The following is a 17501-nucleotide window of genomic DNA, read 5'->3' as shown; positions in this document are numbered from 1 at the left end:
CGAGGAAAAGAGACATCATGACGAACACCGCATCTCCGCTGGACACACTGACTTCACTGGGAGTGAGCATCTGGCTCGACGACCTCTCGCGTGACCGGATCGTCTCCGGCGGGCTCCAGAAGCTCATCGACGACAGGCACGTCGTCGGTGTGACGACCAACCCCACGATCTTCGCGACCGCCCTGGCCAAGGGAACCACCTATGACGCGCAGGTCGCAGAACTCGCCGCGGCGGGCACCTCGGTGACCGACGCCGTGTTCGAGATCACCACGCACGACGTCGCGGCAGCCTGCGACATCTTCCGCCCGAGCTACGAAGCGAGCAACCACGTGGATGGCCGCGTGTCAATCGAGGTCGAGCCGAGCCTCGCCTACGACACCCCCGGCACCGTCGCCCAGGTCAAGCAGCTCTGGGCCAAGGTCGACCGCGAGAACGTCATGGTCAAAATTCCCGCGACCGAGGCCGGCGTGCAGGCCATCGCCGACGCGACCGCCGAGGGAATCAGCGTCAACGTGACGCTCATCTTCAGTCTCGAGCGTCACCGCCAGGTCATCAACGCCTTCCTGAGCGGCCTCGAGCGCGCGAAAGCCGCAGGCATCGACATCTCCACCATTCACTCCGTCGCCTCGTTCTTCGTCTCGCGCGTCGACGTCGAGGTCAACAAGAGACTGGATGCGATCGGCACTCCCGAGGCTCTCGCGCTGAAGAACAAGGCGGGCATTGCCAACGCTCGCCTCGCCTACCAGGTGTACGAGCAGGGCTTCTCGAGCGAGCGCGCGAAGGTCCTGCTCGCCGCGGGAGCCAACAAGCAGCGGCCGCTGTGGGCATCCACGGGTGTCAAGGACCCGTCGCTTCCCGACACGCTCTATGTCACCGAGCTCGCTGTGGCGGAAGTGGTCAACACCATGCCGGAGAAGACGCTCGAGGCCACCTTCGATCATGGAGACATCCAGGGCGACCGCGTGACCGGCCTGTACGACGAGGCCAATGCGCTGCTCGACCAGCTTGCGGCTCTCGGCATCTCCTACGACGACGTCACCGCACTCCTCGAGAAGGAGGCCGTGGACAAGTTCATCGTGTCATGGGGCGAGTTGCTCGACACCGTGACCGCTGCCCTCGAGTCCGCGTCCGTCGGAGCACAGAAATGAGCTTCGACATCACCGTCAGCGGTGCAGCGGGCGAGGCCGTCGAGCGCGTTGTTCCCCAGCTTGTGAGCGACCTCGTCGCCTCGCGCATCATCGGACAGGACGCGACTCTCTGGGGCCCGGAGGCCGAGGAGGAGGCCGCGAAGCGTCTCGGCTGGACCGAGGCCGTCGTCATCTCCGAGCCCCTCGTGGACGACATCGTCGCGCTGCGTGACAAGCTGCACGCGGCAGGCGTGAACCACGTCGTGCTCGCGGGCATGGGCGGTTCGTCGCTCGCTCCTGAGGTCATCACCCGCACGGCAGGAGTCGAGCTCACCGTGCTCGACTCCACCGCTCCGGGCCAGGTGCTCGCGGCCCTGAACGACCGCATCGAGACGACCGTCATCGTCGTGTCGTCCAAGTCCGGTTCAACGGTCGAGACCGACAGCCAGCGCCGCGTCTTCGAACAGGCGTTCAGGGACGCGGGCGTCGATCCGCTCGAGCGCATCGTCGTCGTGACCGACCCCGGTTCTCCACTGGACGTGTCCGCGCGTGCAGACGGCTTCCGCGTCTTCAACGCGGACCCCAACGTCGGCGGCCGCTACTCCGCACTCACCGCCTTCGGCCTCGTGCCATCCGGCCTCGCTGGCGTCGACATCGCGTCGCTGCTGGGCGAGGCCTCCGTTGTTTCAGGGCGCCTCGCGATCGATAGGGCGGACAACCCCGGCCTCATCCTCGGTGCGGCCATCGCGGGTACCAGGCCGCTCAAGAACAAGCTGGGCATCGTCTCCGACGGAACCTACATCGTGGGCTTTGCCGACTGGGCCGAGCAGCTCATCGCCGAGTCCACGGGCAAGATCGGCAAGGGAGTTCTGCCCGTCGTGCTCGACGCGCGCTCCCCCGAGCTGACCGAGAACCTCGACGACCTCCAGATCGTGCGCCTGGTCGAGAGCGCCAGGGCAACCGAGGAGGTCGCCGACGGCGAGATCGAGATCAGCGGCACGCTCGGTGCGCAGATCCTGGTCTGGGAGTTCGCCATCGCCGTCGCGGGTCGACTGCTCGGAATCAATCCGTTCGACCAGCCGGATGTCGAGTCAGCCAAAGAGGCGACTCGCGGGCTGCTCGACGCCCGCCCGGAGCCCGCGGCACCGGCGTTCGTCGAGAGCGGCATCGAGGTTCGCGGAACCTCCGATGTCGTTGACGGCTCCACCACGCTCGCGGCGGTCGTCGACGCACTCCTCGCGCAGCTCGGTTCGGACGGCTACGTCTCGATCCAGGCCTACGTCGACCGCGTCGCTCACCCGGAGCTCGCTCGGCTGCGTGACCTGGTCGCCGCACGCTGTGGGCGTCCGGTCACCTTCGGCTGGGGCCCGAGGTTCCTGCACTCGACCGGGCAGTTCCACAAGGGTGGGCCCGCGATCGGTGTGTTCCTCCAGATCACGGAGACGTCGCCTGTCGACGTCGAGATCCCGGAGCGGCCGTTCACCTTCGGCCAGCTCATCCAGGCGCAGGCCGCGGGCGACGCGAGCGTGCTCGCGCAGCACGGTCGGCCGGTCCTCACCCTCACGATGACGGACCCGGCGCAGAACATCGCCGCGCTGCACTCGCTCCTCGGCTGAGCACCCGCTCGTTCGCACGTCACACCTACAGAACTCAAGGAGTCGAATGTCGCCGGTGGAAATCACCCCGGAATTCAACCCGCTACGGTTGTCCTCCGATCGACGACTCAACCGCATCGCGGGACCGAGCAGTCTGATCATCTTCGGCGTGACGGGCGACCTGTCTCGCAAGAAGCTCATGCCGGCCGTGTACGACCTGGCCAATCGCGGGCTCCTGCCTCCGGGCTTCGCGCTCGTCGGCTTTGCCAGGCGAGACTGGGAAGATCAGGACTTCGCCCAGGTGGTGCACGACGCGGTCAAGCAGTACGCCCGCACGCCCTTTGTCGAGGAGGTCTGGGAGCAGCTCTCCCAGGGCATCCGTTTCGTCCAGGGCGAGTTCGACGATGATGCCGCGTTCGAGCGGCTGAAGGTCACCCTCGACGAGCTCGATCGCACGCGCGGAACGATGGGCAATCACGCCTTCTACCTGTCGATTCCGCCGAAGTCGTTCCCCCAGGTGACGGAGCAGTTGCGGCGTTCGGGTCTCGCGGAGCAGGTCGACGGCCAGTGGCGCAGGGTCGTCATCGAGAAGCCCTTCGGCAGCGACCTGACCACCGCACGGGAGCTCAACAACGTCGTCGAGTCTGTGTTCCCCGCGGATTCTGTGTTCCGTATCGACCACTATCTCGGCAAGGAGACGGTTCAGAACATCCTCGCCCTGCGCTTCGCCAACCAGCTCTACGAACCGATCTGGAACGCGAAGTACGTCGACCACGTGCAGATCACCATGGCGGAGGACATCGGGGTCGGAGGCCGGGCCGGGTACTACGACGGTATCGGCGCCGCCCGCGACGTCATCCAGAACCACCTGCTGCAGTTGCTCGCGCTCACGGCCATGGAGGAGCCCGTGTCGTTCAACGCGGCCGACCTCCGCGCCGAGAAGGAGAAGGTGCTCTCCGCGGTGCGTCTGCCGAAGGATCTCTCCACGGCGACCGCGAGAGGGCAGTACTCGAGCGGGTGGCAGGGCGGTGAACGTGTCGTCGGATTCCTCGACGAGGATGGCATGAACCCGCAGTCGCTCACCGAGACCTACGCGGCCATCCGCCTCGACATCGGCACCCGCCGGTGGGCGGGCGTTCCGTTTTACCTGCGCGCGGGCAAGCGCCTGGGTCGCAGGGTCACCGAGATCGCCGTCGTGTTCAAGCGCGCACCGCAGTATCTGTTCGCCGAGAGCCAGACCTCTGCGCTCGGCCAGAACGCGCTTGTGATCAGGGTGCAGCCCGACGAAGGAGTGACGATCCGGTTCGGCTCGAAGGTTCCGGGCGCGAGCATGCAGGTGCGTGACGTCACCATGGACTTCGGATACGGCCACGCCTTCACGGAGGCGAGCCCTGAGGCGTACGAGCGCCTCATTCTCGACGTGCTGCTCGGGGACCCGCCGCTGTTCCCCCGGCACCAGGAAGTCGAGCTCAGCTGGAAGATACTTGACCCGATCGAACAGTATTGGGCCACACTGGGACAGCCGGAGCAATACCGCCCAGGAACCTGGGGACCGAGCTCGGCAGACGAACTTCTCGCCCGCGACGGCCGAAACTGGAGGCGTCCATGATTGTCGATCTGCCCAACACCACGAGCAGCCAGATTTCGAAGGCACTCGTGAAGATCCGCGAAGAGGGCGGCGCGGTCGCCCTTGGACGGGTGCTCACCCTCGTGATCTCCACGGCACTCGGACACGAGGAAGAAGCGATCGAGGCGGCAAACGACGCCTCTCGCGAGCATCCGATGCGCGTCATCGTGATCTCGACGGACGCCGAAGCAGAGCGCTCGAAGGACGAGGCGCGACTCGATGCCCAGATCCGGGTCGGCGGAGACGCCGGCGCGAGCGAGGTGATCGTGCTCAAGGCCTACGGCGACACCGCTTCGGACGAAGAGGGCCTCGTCACCGGGCTCCTGCTGCCCGACGCGCCGGTCGTCGCCTGGTGGCCGGGCGAGGCCCCGCCCGTTGCGGCGGACTCCCCGCTCGGACGCATCTCCCAGCGAAGGATCACGGATGCCGCGGCGCAGAGCAACCCGCGCGAGTTCCTGGGCCACCTCGCCTCGACCTACCACCCCGGAGACACCGACTTCTCCTGGACCCGATTGACGCTGTGGCGCGCTCAGCTCGCCGCCGTTCTCGACCAGCCTCCGTACGAGGCGATCACGCAGGCAGAGGTGCACGGAGCGTCGGACTCCCCCTCGACCACGTTGCTCGCCGCGTGGTTGCAGTTGCAGCTCCAGGTGGAGGTGAGGCACGAACTGCTCATGCCATCGGCAGGAGCGCCCGGAATCCAGGGCGTGAAGCTGCACAGGGCCTCAGGAGTGATCGAGCTCGAGCGCACCCACGTGAACATCGCAACGCTCGCGCAGCCGAACCAGCCCGTTCACGACATCTCGCTCCCCCGGCGCAATCTGCGCGACTGCCTGGCCGAGGAGCTGCGCAGGCTCGACCCGGACGACCTGTTCGGCGACGTCATCCAGAAGGGCCTCGGGGAACTCGGCCAGCCGTCCACGGTGACGGCCGAGGACATCCTGGTGGGGGTGAAATGAGCAGGGAACGCAGGGTGCTCGTCCATCAGGATGCCCAGGCCCTCACCGCCGCGGTTGCCGCTCGTTTCATCACCAAGGTCGTCGATCTCCTGGACAAGAGGCCGGAGGTCAATGTCGTCCTCACCGGAGGAACGGCAGGAATCGGCGTGCTCCGCGCGATCAACAGCTCTCCGGCCAGGGACACCATCGACTGGTCGCGGGTGCAGCTGTGGTGGGGAGACGAGCGATGGCTCCCCTACGGCGACGCCGATCGCAACGACCAGCAGGCACGGGATGCGCTGCTCGATCATGTCGCTCTCGTGCCGGAGAACGTGCACTACTTTCCCGTGTCGGACGGCCCGCTCGAACTGGATGCGGCAGCGGTGGACTACGCGCGCGAACTCGCGGAGGCCGCGCCGGAGGGCGAGACAGCACCCCGCTTCGACATCACCTTCCTTGGCGTCGGACCCGACGGGCACATTGCGTCGCTCTTCCCCGGACGGGAGGAGGGCATCCGCACCACCGATACGACGGTCATCAGCGTTCGCAACTCGCCCAAGCCGCCGCCGGAACGTCTCAGCCTCACGCTCGGCGTACTGAACTCCTCCGACCGGATCTGGTTGGTCATGTCTGGCGTGGACAAGGCCTCAGCACTCGGCCTGGCTCTCGCCGGCGTGAGCAAGTTCGAGGTTCCTGCCGCAGCAGCGGAGGGCCGCAAGCGCACCGTGTTCTTCGTCGACAAGGATGCGGCAGCAGAGGTTCCGCCTGAGCTGATCGCGACAGACTACTAGCGCGCTGCGCCGGTGTAACTACTGCGCTGCTGTTACTGCGCTGCTATTTACTGGGCGGTGAGCTTGCCGCGCCGCGCGCGAAGCTGCTCGAGCGCCTCGTTGAGAAGCGTGACCGCTTCTTCCTCGGTGCGACGCTCTTTCACGTAGGCGAGGTGAGTCTTGTACGGCTCGAGCTTCGTCACCGACGGAGGGTTCTCTTTGTCCCTGCCTGCGGGAGAACCGCAATTGGGGCAGTCGATCTGCTCCGGGATCTCCTCGGGCTCAATGCTCGCGAGGAAGTACGGGCTCAGCTCGTGGCCGTTGGCACACCAGTAGAACACCTGCACGCGCTCCGCGTGAAAACCGCGATCCTGTTCGCCCATCGGGCCCGCGCCGACGCGCGAACCACGAATTGCACTACCACCTGAAGCCATGGTGTCTCCTAACCGGCTGCGTCGAACTTGGTGATGAGTCCGAGCACGATGATGCACGCGATCCAGATGACGCCCAGGAGCACGGTGATGCGGTTGAGGTTGCGCTCCGCGACACCGGACGCACCAAGATTCGAGGTGACCCCTCCACCGAACATGTCGGAGAGTCCGCCGCCATGACCGCGATGAAGGAGGATCAGCAGCGTCAGCAAAAGGCTCGTTATGCCAAGAAGCACCTGGAGGGTGACCTGGAGAACTTCCACAACGTGCCTTTCGGGTCTGCGCCCATTGGTATGTAAATGGACGCTGTTCAGTATAACCGGGATGTGTATCAGGTACCGACGTGCTTCAGGTACCGACGTGCTTCTGGTAGCGCACGATGCTGGAGAACTCCTGCTGGTCGAGGCTGGCCCCTCCGACGAGTGCTCCATCGACGTTCGGCTGCCTCATGAATCCGGCGATGTTATTCGCTTTGACCGAGCCGCCGTACAGGATCCTGGTGGCCGCGGCAGCCTCGTCGCCGATCGACTCGGCGACGACGGTGCGGAGCTGGGCAGCAACCTGCTCTGCCTGCTCCGGAGTGGCTGCCTGGCCGGATCCGATCGCCCAGACGGGCTCATAGGCCACGACGATGTCCGACCCGGCCTTGACGCCGTCCAGGGCTGCACGAAGCTGTGCAACGGGAACGGCACTCTGGCCGTGGACTTCGAGGTCTTCCGCGGTCTCGCCCACGCAGATCACCGGAACGAGATTGTGTGAGAGCGCTGCCGCGACCTTCGCCGCCACCGTCTCGTCGGTCTCCGCGTGCAGCGTGCGACGCTCGGAGTGGCCGATGATGACGTAGTGGCAGTCGAGCGCGGCGAGGAACGACGCCGAGATCTCGCCGGTGAAGGCGCCGGACTCGTGCGCGGAGACGTCCTGCGCGCCAAACGCGATCGGAAGACGGTCGGCGGCGACGAGGGTCTGCACGGAGCGCAGGTCGGTGAAGGGGGGGAACACCGCGACCTCGACTGAGTCGAAGTCGTGGCGGGCATCCTTGAGACTCCACGCGAGCTTCTGCACGAACGCGATCGACTGCAGGTGGTCGAGATTCATCTTCCAGTTGCCCGCGATAAGGGGTACGCGAGCAGAGGTGTTCACTGCCATCCGAGAGCCTCCAGGCCGGGGAGGCGCTTGCCCTCGAGGAACTCGAGACTGGCACCGCCTCCGGTTGAGATGTGTCCGAACTGGCCATCGTCGAAGCCGAGCGCGCGCACGGCCGCGGCCGAGTCGCCGCCACCGACGACAGACAGGCCCTTCACCTCGGTGAGCGCCTGCGCAACAGTCCTGGTTCCTTCGGAGAACGGAGCGAGTTCGAAGACGCCCATCGGGCCGTTCCAGAACACCGTCTCGGATGCCCGGATGACCTCGGCGAACCTCGAAGCGGTCTCCGGCCCGATGTCGAGCCCGAGACCGGAGGCACCCCACGGGGTGTCCTCGATCGAGTCGGCGGCGCGCACCTCGTGCTCCGCGTCCGCACCGAACTTCGAGGCGACGACGACATCCGTCGGCAGCACGATTTCGACGCCGAGCCTGCGCGCTTCGTCGAGGTATCCGCGCACGGTCTCGATCTGGTCGGTCTCGAGCAGGCTCGCGCCCACCCTGTGGCCGAGGGCGGCGAGGAAGGTGAACAGCATCCCGCCGCCGATGAGCAGTGAGTCGACCCTGGGCAGCAGGTGTCCGATGACGCCGAGCTTGTCCGAGACCTTCGAGCCGCCGAGGACCACCGCGTACGGCTTGGCCGGCTGCTCTGTGAGCCTGTCGAGTACGTCGAGCTCTGCGGCGATCAGCAGACCGGCGGCACTCGGAAGCGCCTGCGCCAGTTCGTACACGCTCGCCTGCTTGCGGTGGGCGACACCGAAGCCGTCGGAGACGAAGGCGTCGCCAAAGGCCGCGAGGCGCTGTGCGAAGGCCGCACGCTCATCCTCGCTCTTCGAGGTCTCCCCCGCGTTGAAACGAAGGTTCTCCAGGAGCGCGACGTCACCGTTCTGTAGGGCGTCCACGGCGTCTTTCGCCGCAGCACCGACGGTGTCTGCGGCGAAGGTGACGGGCTTGCCGAGCAGTTCGCACAGTCGCTGCGCGACCGGGGCGAGACTGTACTTCGCGTCTGGTGCCCCGTCGGGGCGCCCCAGGTGCGAGATCACGATGACCCGCGCGCCGGCGTGGATCAGGACGTTGAGCGTCGCGAGAGAGGCGCGAATGCGGCCGTCATCCGTGATCTCGCCGTCCTGCAGGGGGACGTTGAGGTCACAGCGGACGATGACCCTCTTGCCCTCGAGCGAGCCGAGGCTCTCGATAGTGCGCAGTGTCATGACTGTCGTTCTGCCGTGGCAGGGCGGCTCAGGAAAGACGCTCTGCGACGTACTCGGTGAAGTCAACGAGGCGGTTGGAGTAACCCCACTCGTTGTCGTACCAGCCGGCCACCTTGACCTGGTTGCCGATGACCTTGGTGAGGCCGGCGTCGAAGATGCAGGAGTGCGGGTCGCCCTGGATGTCGCTCGAGACGATCGGGTCCTCTGTGTAGCTGAGGAAGCCCTTGAGCGCTCCGCTCTCCGCGGCCTTCTTGTACGCGGCGTTGACCTCGGCGACGGTGACGTTGCGGCCAGCCTCGATGGTGAGGTCGGTGATCGAGCCGGTCGGAACCGGAACGCGAAGAGCGTAGCCGTCGAGCTTGCCGAGAACCTCTGGAACGACGAGGCCGAGCGCCTTGGCGGCACCCGTCGAGGTCGGAATGATGTTGACGGCGGCCGCGCGTGCGCGACGAAGATCCTTGTGCGGCCCATCCTGCAGGTTCTGGTCTGCGGTGTATGCGTGCACGGTCGTCATGAGACCACGCTCGATGCCGAACTCACCCAGGAACACCTTGACGAGCGGCGCGAGGCAGTTCGTGGTGCAGGAGGCGTTGGACAGGATGTGCTGCGTGGCCGGGTCGTACAGGTGCTCGTTGACGCCCATGACGAAGGTGCCGTCGTCATCCGTCGCGGGGGCGGAGATGATGACCTTCTTCGCGCCAGCGTCGATGTGCTTCTGCGCGTCCTTGGCATTGGTGAAACGGCCGGTGGACTCGATGACGATCTCGACGCCCAGGTCTCCCCAGGGAAGGTTCGCCGGCTCGCGCTCCGCGAGCACCTTGATGCGCTTGCCGCCGACGACGATGGCGTCGCCGTCGACCGAGACGTCCTGTGCCAGACGGCCACCGACGGAGTCGTACTTGAGCAGGTGTGCGAGGGACTTGGGGTCGGTCAGGTCGTTGACGGCGACGACCTCGAGGTCTGCGCCCTGTGCGAGTGCCGCACGAAGGTAATTGCGGCCGATGCGGCCGAAACCGTTGATCCCGATCTTGACTGTCAAGAGAACTCCTGATGCTGAGGCGCGATAAAGCGCAACTATGGGTTGGGGGATGATTGCGGGTCAACGCTGGCCCTGCGAGCGGTGCCCGGAACACGCGGTTCCGGGCAGGCCGCAGCTATGAGAGTACCAGCAGGCCGTTCGTCTTTTCGCGCGCGGCGTCGAAGCGCTTCTGCACGTTGGCCCAGTTGGCGATGTTCCAGAACGCCTTGATGTAGTCGCCCTTGACGTTCACGTAGTCGAGGTAGAACGCGTGCTCCCACATGTCGAGCAGCAGGAGTGGAACGGTTCCCGTGGCGAAGTTGCCCTGGTGGTCGTAGTACTGCTGCACGAGGAGCTTGCTGCCGAGCGAGTCCCAGACGAGCGCGCCCCAGCCCGATCCCTGGATGCCCGCGGCTGCCGCGGTGAAGTGCGCGACGAACTTGTCGAAGGACCCGAAGTTGTCGTCGATCGCCGCAGCGAGCTCACCGGTGGGCTTGTCTCCGCCGTCCGGTGAGAGGTTGGTCCAGAACACGGTGTGGTTCACGTGGCCGGCGAGGTTGAAGGCGAGGTCCTTCTCAAGCTTGTTGATGTTGGCGAAGTCGTTGGCGTCGCGTGCTTCCGCGAGCTTCGCGAGGGCCGTGTTGGCGCCGGTCACGTAGGCCTGGTGGTGCTTGTCGTGGTGGAGTTGCATGATCTTGCCGCTGATGTGCGGCTCGAGGGCGGCGTAGTCGTAGCCCAGTTCTGGAAGCGTGTATTCAGCCATTGATTTTCTCCTTGCCTGATGTCCCGGCGCGCGGAACAGCGCGAATTGCGGGTGACGATTTCAGTCTAGTAGCGCGGTGCGCGCGGCGTCCGGGCTCAGGCGTCCTCGTAGTCCGGGGGAAGGTTCGCGTCCGTGCCGGGGATGCCGAGGTCCGCGGCCCGCTTGTCCGCCATCGCGAGCAGCCGGCGGATCCGGCCGGCCACGGCATCCTTCGTCATCGGCGGATCTGCGTGGTGGCCGAGTTCGTCGAGGCTCGAGTCTCTGAACCTGAGTCGCAGCTCCCCCGCGTACTTGAGGTGGTCCGGCAGCTTCCCATCGAGGATCTCGAGGGCGCGCTCGACCCGGGCGCATGCGGCGACGGCGGCCTGCGCAGAACGGCGAAGGTTTGCGTCATCGAAGTTGACCAGGCGATTCGCCGTGGCACGCACCTCGCGGCGCTGCCTCAGCTCCTCCCAACTCAGCAGGGTCGCGTGCGCGCCCATGTGCACGAGCATCGCGCTGATTGCCTCGCCATCGCGGATGACGACCCTGTGAACGCCACGGACCTCGCGTGCCTTCGCGGAGATCTTCAAGCGCCCGGCCGCCCCTACGAGCGCCATGGCGGATTCGTTGCCGGGGCAGGTGATCTCCAGCGCGGCCGAACGGCCGGGGTCTGTGAGCGACCCGTGCGCGAGGAACGCTCCACGCCAGACGGCGGCGAGTTCTTCGCGAGAACCGGTCGTGAGTCGATTGGGCAGGCCACGGATGGGGCGTCGTCTCGCGTCGAGAAGGCCGGTCTGGCGCGCCAGGGTCTCCCCACCGTCGAGCACCCGCACCAGATAATGGCTCGTGCGCCTGAGGCCGGACGCGGAGATCACCGAGATCTCGCTCTTGACGCCGTAGAGCTCAGCGAGATCCTTGCGCACCCGCCGCGCGAGCTGCGCCGTGTCGAGCTCGGACTCGACCGCGATTCGCCCCGAGATGAGGTGCAGGCCACCGGAGAACCTCAGGATGGTCGCGAGCTCGGCGGCACGAACCGTGGTCTTGCTCACCTCGATGCGGGCGAGTTCGTCTTTGACGTCGGCGGTGAGGGCCAATCGAGTCTCTTCTTTCTGTGCGATGGGAGCCATCCTGGGTGTGGCAGTCGTCACTCGCGACCGAGGTCGCGATGTTTGACGCTGACGGCGACGCCGTCGTGTGAGCGGAGCATGGCTGCGAGTTGTTCCGTCACCGCGACTGAACGGTGCTTTCCCCCTGTGCATCCAATGGCGATCGTAGCGTGCCTCTTGTTCTCGCGCTGATAGCCGGCAAGTACCGGCTCGAGGGCTTTGGCGTAGTTCTCGATGAACTCGGCCGCACCCTCCTGGGCGAGGACGAAGTCCCGCACCTCCGCGTCGAGACCGTTGTGCATGCGCAGTTCGGGGATCCAGAACGGGTTGGGGAGGAATCTCATGTCGGCGACGAGATCCGCATCGGCCGGGAGCCCGTACTTGAAGCCGAAACTCAGCACGGTCAGGTGCAGGCCAGGGGTGTCATCGGAGGCGAAGATCTCTGCGGTCTTCGTCGCGAGCTGGTGGATGTTGAGGTCCGAGGTGTCGATGATGATGTCGCTGTCCTCGCGAATGGACAGCATCGTGGCACGCTCTGCGGCAATGCCGTCGAGGAGTGTTCCGTCGCCCTGCAGCGGGTGGGGGCGTCGCACCTGTTCGAAACGGCGCACCAGTTCGGCATCTGTCGCCTCGAGAAAGATGACCCGTACCGCGGTGCCTCCCCTGAGTTCGTGGACGATGCTCTGAAGGTCAGCGAAGAGCTTTCCACCGCGTGCGTCGACGATCGCGGCGATCCGAGGCAGCGTGTTTCCGGCGCGCCCCGCGAGTTCGACCAGAGGCCTGAGCATCTGCGGCGGAAGATTGTCGACGACATACCAGCCGAGGTCTTCCAGGGCGTTGCCGACGGTGGACCGCCCCGCGCCGGACATCCCCGTGACGATGAGCACTTCCTGGCTCTGACTGTCGTCGATCATCCGAATTTCGCCTTCGCTGGGTACTGCCTGGCCTGACCCAAGCCTAGCCAACCGCGCCGCCTCCGTCAGTCGTGGAGCCTGGAGACGATGGTCGAGGCAAGCGCCGCACCGATGCCGCTGACCTCGGCGATGTCGTCTGGCTGGGCGGCTTTGAGACGTGCAACGGAGCCGAAATGCCGAAGCAGGCTGCGCACGCGGGCGGGGCCGAGTCCCGGGATCTCGAGCAGGACAGAGGTGATGTCCTTCTTCCGTCGCTGTCGCTGGTAGGTGATGGCGAAACGGTGGGCTTCGTCCCTGATGCGCTGGAACAGGAAGAGAGCGTCGCTGTTACGGGGAAGGATGACCGGGTAGTCGGAGTCTGGAAGCCAGATCTCCTCGAGGCGCTTGGCGATCCCGCACAACTGGATGCCGGTGACACCTGCATCGTCGAACGCGCGCTGCGCCGCCGCAACCTGGGGTTGTCCGCCGTCGACGATGAGGAGGTTCGGGCGGTACGCGAATCTCCTGGGCGCGGAGCCGTCGTTGTCATCAGGCCTCATCTCGTCGTCGAGGTGAGCGAGACGCCTGGAGATGGTCTGGTAGATCGATTCGGTGTCATCGGTGGAATCCGGGATGCTGAATCGACGGTACTGGTCCTTGCGCGGCAGGCCGTCCTCGAACACGACCATCGACGCGACGATGTTGGTGCCGCTCAGGTGGGAGGCGTCGTAGCACTCCATCCGCAGCGGCGCCTCGTCCATGCCGAGCGCCTCCTGGATGTCTGCAAGCGCCTGGGAGCGGGCCACGAAGTCGCCACTGCGCCTGGTCTTGTAGAGCACGAGGGCGTTATGGGCGTTGGTCGCGACGGTGTGCGCGAGCGCGGCGACATCCCCTCTTTTCGCGACACGCAGTGACACCTTGCTCGCGCGACCGCGCTTCTCCGAGCGCACCTCGCCGAGCCAGAGCTCGAGTTCTGCGGCATCCGCGGGAAGCTCTGGCACGATGATGCGACGTGGTGGAGCCGCCTCGTCGCCGTCGTAGGCGTTGTGCAGCACGGTCTCCACGAGCTCGGAGAGTTCGAGATCGAGCTCCTTGTCGACGACCCAGCCGCGTACACCGCGGATGCGGCCGCCTCGGACGATGAACTGCTGGACCGCCGCGGCGAGTTCGTCGTGGGCGATGCCGAAGATATCGGCGTCGACCTCGTCGCGGAGCACGACGGCGCTCTTGGAGAGCACGGTTTGCAGGGCGGACAGCTGGTCGCGGAGTTTTGCCGCTCGTTCGTACTCCTGCGCCTCCGAGGCGCGGCTCATCTCTCTGGACAGGGTGTCGACGTACTTCGAGTCGTTCCCCGCCATGAACGAGGCGAAGTCGAGAGCGATCGACCTGTGCTCTTCTTTGGTCACCCTGCCGACGCAGGGGGCCGCACACTTGCCGATGTCGCCGAGGAGGCACGGTCGCCCCGTCTGGACCGCGCGTTTGTAGGTCGCATCGGAACAGCTGCGCATCGGGAACGCCTTGAGCATGAGGTCGACGGTCTCTCTGATCGCCCACACCTTTGTGTACGGACCGAAGTACCGCGCGCCCTTCAGGTCGCGCTTTCGCGTGACGATCACCCGGGGCACCGGCTCGCCGAGCGTGATGGCGAGATAGGGGTAGGACTTGTCGTCCTTGAACTGCACGTTGAACGGCGGGTCGAATTCCTTGATCCAGGTGAACTCGAGCTGGAGCGCCTCGAACTCCGTGCCGACGACGGTCCACTCGACCGAGTTCGCGCTCAGCACCATTCGCCTGGTGCGCTCGTGCAGGCTCGCGAGAGGAGCGAAGTAGTTGCTCAGGCGGGCCCTGAGGTTCTTCGCCTTACCGACGTAGAGCACGCGACGGCTCGCATCCCTGAAGCGATAGACGCCCGGCTCCGTGGGAATCTCTCCCGCCTTGGGGCGGTAACTGACGGTGTCTGCCATGGCTAGCCCGTTGCGCGGAGTTCTGTGCTGCCGACCCCTGTGCCGGCGACTCCCGTGCCCAGGATCTCCGCGAGGAAGCGCCCGGTGTGGCTCTTCTTCACCCTCGAGAGTTGCTCCGGAGTGCCGGAGAAGAGCACCTCTCCCCCGCCTGCGCCGCCCTCTGGCCCCAGGTCGATCAGCCAGTCCGCAGACTTGATCACGTCGAGGTTGTGCTCGATCACGATGACGGTGTTGCCCTTGTCGACCAGCCCGTTCAGCACCATCAGCAGCTTGCGCACGTCTTCGAAGTGCAGTCCGGTCGTCGGTTCGTCGAGCACGTAGATGCTGCGACCCATCGAGCGCTTCTGCAGCTCCGTTGCGAGCTTCACGCGCTGCGCCTCTCCCCCGGAGAGGGTCGTCGCGCTCTGGCCGAGTCGCACATATCCGAGCCCGACATCGACGAGAGTCTTGAGATAGCGACTGATCGCGCTGATCGCCTCGAAGAACTCCGCCGCCTCGCTGATCGGCATGTCGAGTACCTCGGCGATGTTCTTGCCCTTGTAGCGCACGGCGAGGGTGTCCCGGTTGTACCGGGCGCCCCCGCACACCTCGCAGGCGACGTAGACATCCGGGAGGAAGTTCATCTCGATCTTGATGGTTCCGTCGCCCGCGCAGTTCTCGCAGCGACCGCCCTTGACGTTGAAGCTGAAGCGGCCGGGAAGATATCCACGAGCCTTGGCATCCGTCGTCTCGGCGAACAGTGAGCGGATCTTGTCGAAGACACCGGTATAGGTCGCCGGGTTGGATCGCGGGGTGCGACCGATCGGGTTCTGGTCGACGTGGATGACCTTGTCGAGGTTGTCGAGGCCCGTCACCCTCGTGTGCTTGCCCGGGATCTGGCGTGCGCCGTTGAGCTCGTTGGCGAGCACCCGGTAGAGGATGTCGTTGACGAGCGATGACTTGCCCGATCCGCTGACCCCGGTGACGCCGATGAAGGTGCCGAGAGGGAAGCCGACGGTGACGTTCTTGAGGTTGTTGGCGCGGGCGCCCTCGACCGTGACGGTGCGCTTCTTGTCCACCGGTCGCCTGGATGCCGGAGTCGGGATCGACCTGCGCCCCGCGAGGTAGTCCCCCGTGATCGACGCCGTGTTCTCGACCAAATCGTCATAGGAGCCGGAGTGCACGACCGTGCCTCCGTGCTCGCCCGCTCCGGGGCCGATGTCCACGACCCAGTCGGCCATGCGTATGGTGTCTTCGTCGTGTTCGACGACGATGAGGGTGTTGCCGAGGTTCTTGAGCTTGACGAGCGTGTCGATGAGACGCAGGTTGTCGCGCTGGTGGAGCCCGATGCTGGGCTCGTCGAGCACGTACAGCACGCCCGTGAGCCCCGAGCCGATCTGCGTCGCGAGACGGATGCGCTGCGCCTCTCCTCCGGAGAGCGATCCGGCAGAGCGCCCCAGATTGAGATAGTTGAGCCCGACCTCGATGAGGAACTCGAGCCGCGCGCGAATCTCGCGCAGCACCTGCGCGGCAATCTTCGCCTCCCGCTCAGACAGCTCCATCGTCTGCATGAACTCGTAGGCATCCGCGAGACTGAGCTCCGTGACCTCGGCGATGTTGCTGCCGTGCACGGTCACCGCGAGAACCTCCGGCTTGAGTCTTCGCCCGTCACAGACGGGGCAGTTGACCTCGCGGAGATAGCTCGCATAGCGCTGCCGCGCGGAGTCGGTCTCCGCCTCGAGGTACTTCCTCTCGATGTAGGGGATGACGCCCTCGAAGCCCGTCGAATACTTCATCTCCCGCCCGAAGCGGTTCTTCCACTTGACCGTGACCTTGAAGTTGTTGCCACGGAGCACGGCGTCGCGGATCTCCTCGGGCAACTCCGTCCACGGGGTCGACAGCGAGAAGTCGAGGTCGCTCGCGAGGCCCTCGAGCAGTCGCTGGAAGTAGTTGAACAGCCCCTTGCCCGACTGGGTCCAGGGCAGGATCACGCCGTCGGCCAGGCTCAGTGCGGGGTCGCCGAGGAGCAGTTCGGAGTCCACGGACATCCGTGTACCGAGTCCGGAGCACTCCGGGCAGGCTCCGAACGGCGCGTTGAAGGAGAAGGTGCGGGGCTCGATCTCGGTCAGCTGCACCGGGTGCCCGTTTGGACAGGAGAGCTTCTCGGAGAAGTTGCGCCAGGCCGCGTCGCCCTCGAGGTCGACGTAGTTGATGGCGACGACGCCATCCGTGAGCCTCAGCGCCGTCTCGAGCGAATCCGTGAGCCGGGTCAGGATGTCATCGCCCGCCACGAGCCGGTCGACCACGACCGAGATGTCGTGCTTGTACTGCTTCTTCAGGGTCGGCGGGTCGGTGAGCTGCACCTGTTTCCCGTCGACGATGGCGCGGGAGTACCCGCTCGCGGCGAGCTCGTGGAAGAGATCGACGAACTCCCCCTTCTTCTGGGAGACCACCGGACTCACGACCTGGTACCGTGTGCCTGCTTCGAGAGTCATGAGCTGGTCGGCGATCTGCTGCACGCTCTGGCGCGAGATCGGCTCGCCACACTCTGCGCAGTGCGGGATACCGATCCTGGCCCAGAGCAGGCGCATGTAGTCGTAGATCTCGGTGATCGTGCCCACCGTCGACCGGGGATTCCGGTTGGTGGACTTCTGGTCGATGGAGACGGCGGGACTCAGCCCGTCGATGAAATCGACGTCAGGCCGGTCGACCTGGCCGAGGAACTGGCGAGCGTAGGCCGAGAGTGATTCAACGTAGCGGCGCTGGCCTTCAGCGAAGATCGTGTCGAAGGCGAGCGACGACTTTCCGGAGCCAGACAGGCCCGTGAAGACCACGAGAGAATCACGCGGAATCTCGAGGTCGACGTTGCGGAGGTTGTGAACTCTCGCGCCGTGCACGCTGAGCTTTGACGAGGACTTCACGGGCGAGATAGACACTCTATAGATTCTATCCAAGCC

General features: G+C 65.7%; 15 protein-coding genes. 5 read left to right on the top strand and 10 right to left on the bottom strand.

Going from position 1 to position 17501, the window contains the following annotated elements; translation table 11 throughout:
- Positions 1-17 precede the first annotated feature (17 nt).
- The 5 genes from tal to pgl are packed head-to-tail and all read left to right on the top strand — an operon-like array spanning position 18 to position 6078.
- Positions 18-1148 carry a transaldolase gene (tal, locus tag ABUA28_RS06485; RefSeq protein WP_349903184.1) on the top strand — a complete coding sequence of 377 codons (1131 nt, stop codon included), beginning with the start codon at positions 18-20 and terminating at the stop codon, positions 1146-1148.
- Positions 1145-2743, top strand: a complete 1599-nt coding sequence (locus ABUA28_RS06480; protein WP_349903182.1) for a glucose-6-phosphate isomerase — start codon at positions 1145-1147, stop codon at positions 2741-2743. The genes tal and ABUA28_RS06480 overlap by 4 nt, the downstream gene beginning before the upstream one ends.
- A gap of 46 nt (positions 2744-2789) precedes the next feature.
- Positions 2790-4331: a glucose-6-phosphate dehydrogenase gene (zwf, locus tag ABUA28_RS06475; RefSeq protein ID WP_349903180.1), complete on the top strand. Its 1542-nt coding sequence runs from the start codon at positions 2790-2792 to the stop codon at positions 4329-4331.
- Complete coding sequence (locus tag ABUA28_RS06470) at positions 4328-5308, top strand: glucose-6-phosphate dehydrogenase assembly protein OpcA (protein ID WP_349903178.1); 981 nt, start codon at positions 4328-4330, stop codon at positions 5306-5308. Before zwf ends, ABUA28_RS06470 begins: the two co-directional genes overlap by 4 nt.
- Positions 5305-6078 carry a 6-phosphogluconolactonase gene (pgl, locus tag ABUA28_RS06465; protein ID WP_349903176.1) on the top strand — a complete coding sequence of 258 codons (774 nt, stop codon included), beginning with the start codon at positions 5305-5307 and terminating at the stop codon, positions 6076-6078. The genes ABUA28_RS06470 and pgl overlap by 4 nt, the downstream gene beginning before the upstream one ends.
- A 47-nt stretch (positions 6079-6125) precedes the next feature.
- Here pgl and ABUA28_RS06460 read toward each other — a convergent pair whose 3' ends face one another.
- The 10 genes from ABUA28_RS06460 to uvrA all read right to left on the bottom strand — a co-directional run bounded on the left by ABUA28_RS06460 (position 6126) and on the right by uvrA (position 17480).
- Entirely contained in the window at positions 6126-6491 is a 366-nt protein-coding gene (locus tag ABUA28_RS06460) for an RNA polymerase-binding protein RbpA (protein ID WP_349903174.1), read from the bottom strand.
- A gap of 8 nt (positions 6492-6499) precedes the next feature.
- Complete coding sequence (gene secG, locus ABUA28_RS06455) at positions 6500-6751, bottom strand: preprotein translocase subunit SecG (protein WP_349903173.1); 252 nt, start codon at positions 6749-6751, stop codon at positions 6500-6502.
- A gap of 85 nt (positions 6752-6836) precedes the next feature.
- On the bottom strand, positions 6837-7634 hold the full coding sequence (tpiA, locus tag ABUA28_RS06450) for a triose-phosphate isomerase (RefSeq protein ID WP_349903171.1): 798 nt from the start codon (positions 7632-7634) through the stop codon (positions 6837-6839).
- On the bottom strand, positions 7625-8839 hold the full coding sequence (locus ABUA28_RS06445; protein ID WP_349903170.1) for a phosphoglycerate kinase: 1215 nt from the start codon (positions 8837-8839) through the stop codon (positions 7625-7627). Before ABUA28_RS06445 ends, tpiA begins: the two co-directional genes overlap by 10 nt.
- Positions 8840-8867: 28 nt before the next feature.
- Positions 8868-9878 (bottom strand): type I glyceraldehyde-3-phosphate dehydrogenase, encoded by a 1011-nt coding sequence (gene gap / locus ABUA28_RS06440; RefSeq protein ID WP_349903168.1) that lies wholly within the window; start codon positions 9876-9878, stop codon positions 8868-8870.
- A gap of 115 nt (positions 9879-9993) precedes the next feature.
- Positions 9994-10620 (bottom strand): superoxide dismutase, encoded by a 627-nt coding sequence (locus ABUA28_RS06435; protein ID WP_349903166.1) that lies wholly within the window; start codon positions 10618-10620, stop codon positions 9994-9996.
- Between the two features lie 95 nt (positions 10621-10715).
- Positions 10716-11696: a DNA-binding protein WhiA gene (whiA, locus tag ABUA28_RS06430; protein WP_349903295.1), complete on the bottom strand. Its 981-nt coding sequence runs from the start codon at positions 11694-11696 to the stop codon at positions 10716-10718.
- A gap of 50 nt (positions 11697-11746) precedes the next feature.
- On the bottom strand, positions 11747-12622 hold the full coding sequence (gene rapZ / locus ABUA28_RS06425) for an RNase adapter RapZ (protein ID WP_349903165.1): 876 nt from the start codon (positions 12620-12622) through the stop codon (positions 11747-11749).
- 65 nt (positions 12623-12687) lie between these two features.
- Complete coding sequence (gene uvrC / locus ABUA28_RS06420; RefSeq protein ID WP_349903163.1) at positions 12688-14565, bottom strand: excinuclease ABC subunit UvrC; 1878 nt, start codon at positions 14563-14565, stop codon at positions 12688-12690.
- Between the two features lie 2 nt (positions 14566-14567).
- Positions 14568-17480, bottom strand: a complete 2913-nt coding sequence (gene uvrA, locus ABUA28_RS06415) for an excinuclease ABC subunit UvrA (RefSeq protein ID WP_349903162.1) — start codon at positions 17478-17480, stop codon at positions 14568-14570.
- Positions 17481-17501 lie beyond the last annotated feature (21 nt).

Origin of the sequence: Parafrigoribacterium humi (assembly GCF_040227205.1) — a bacterium.
Lineage (GTDB): Bacteria > Actinomycetota > Actinomycetes > Actinomycetales > Microbacteriaceae > Parafrigoribacterium_A > Parafrigoribacterium_A humi.
This window is presented reverse-complemented; position numbering and strand designations above follow the sequence as displayed.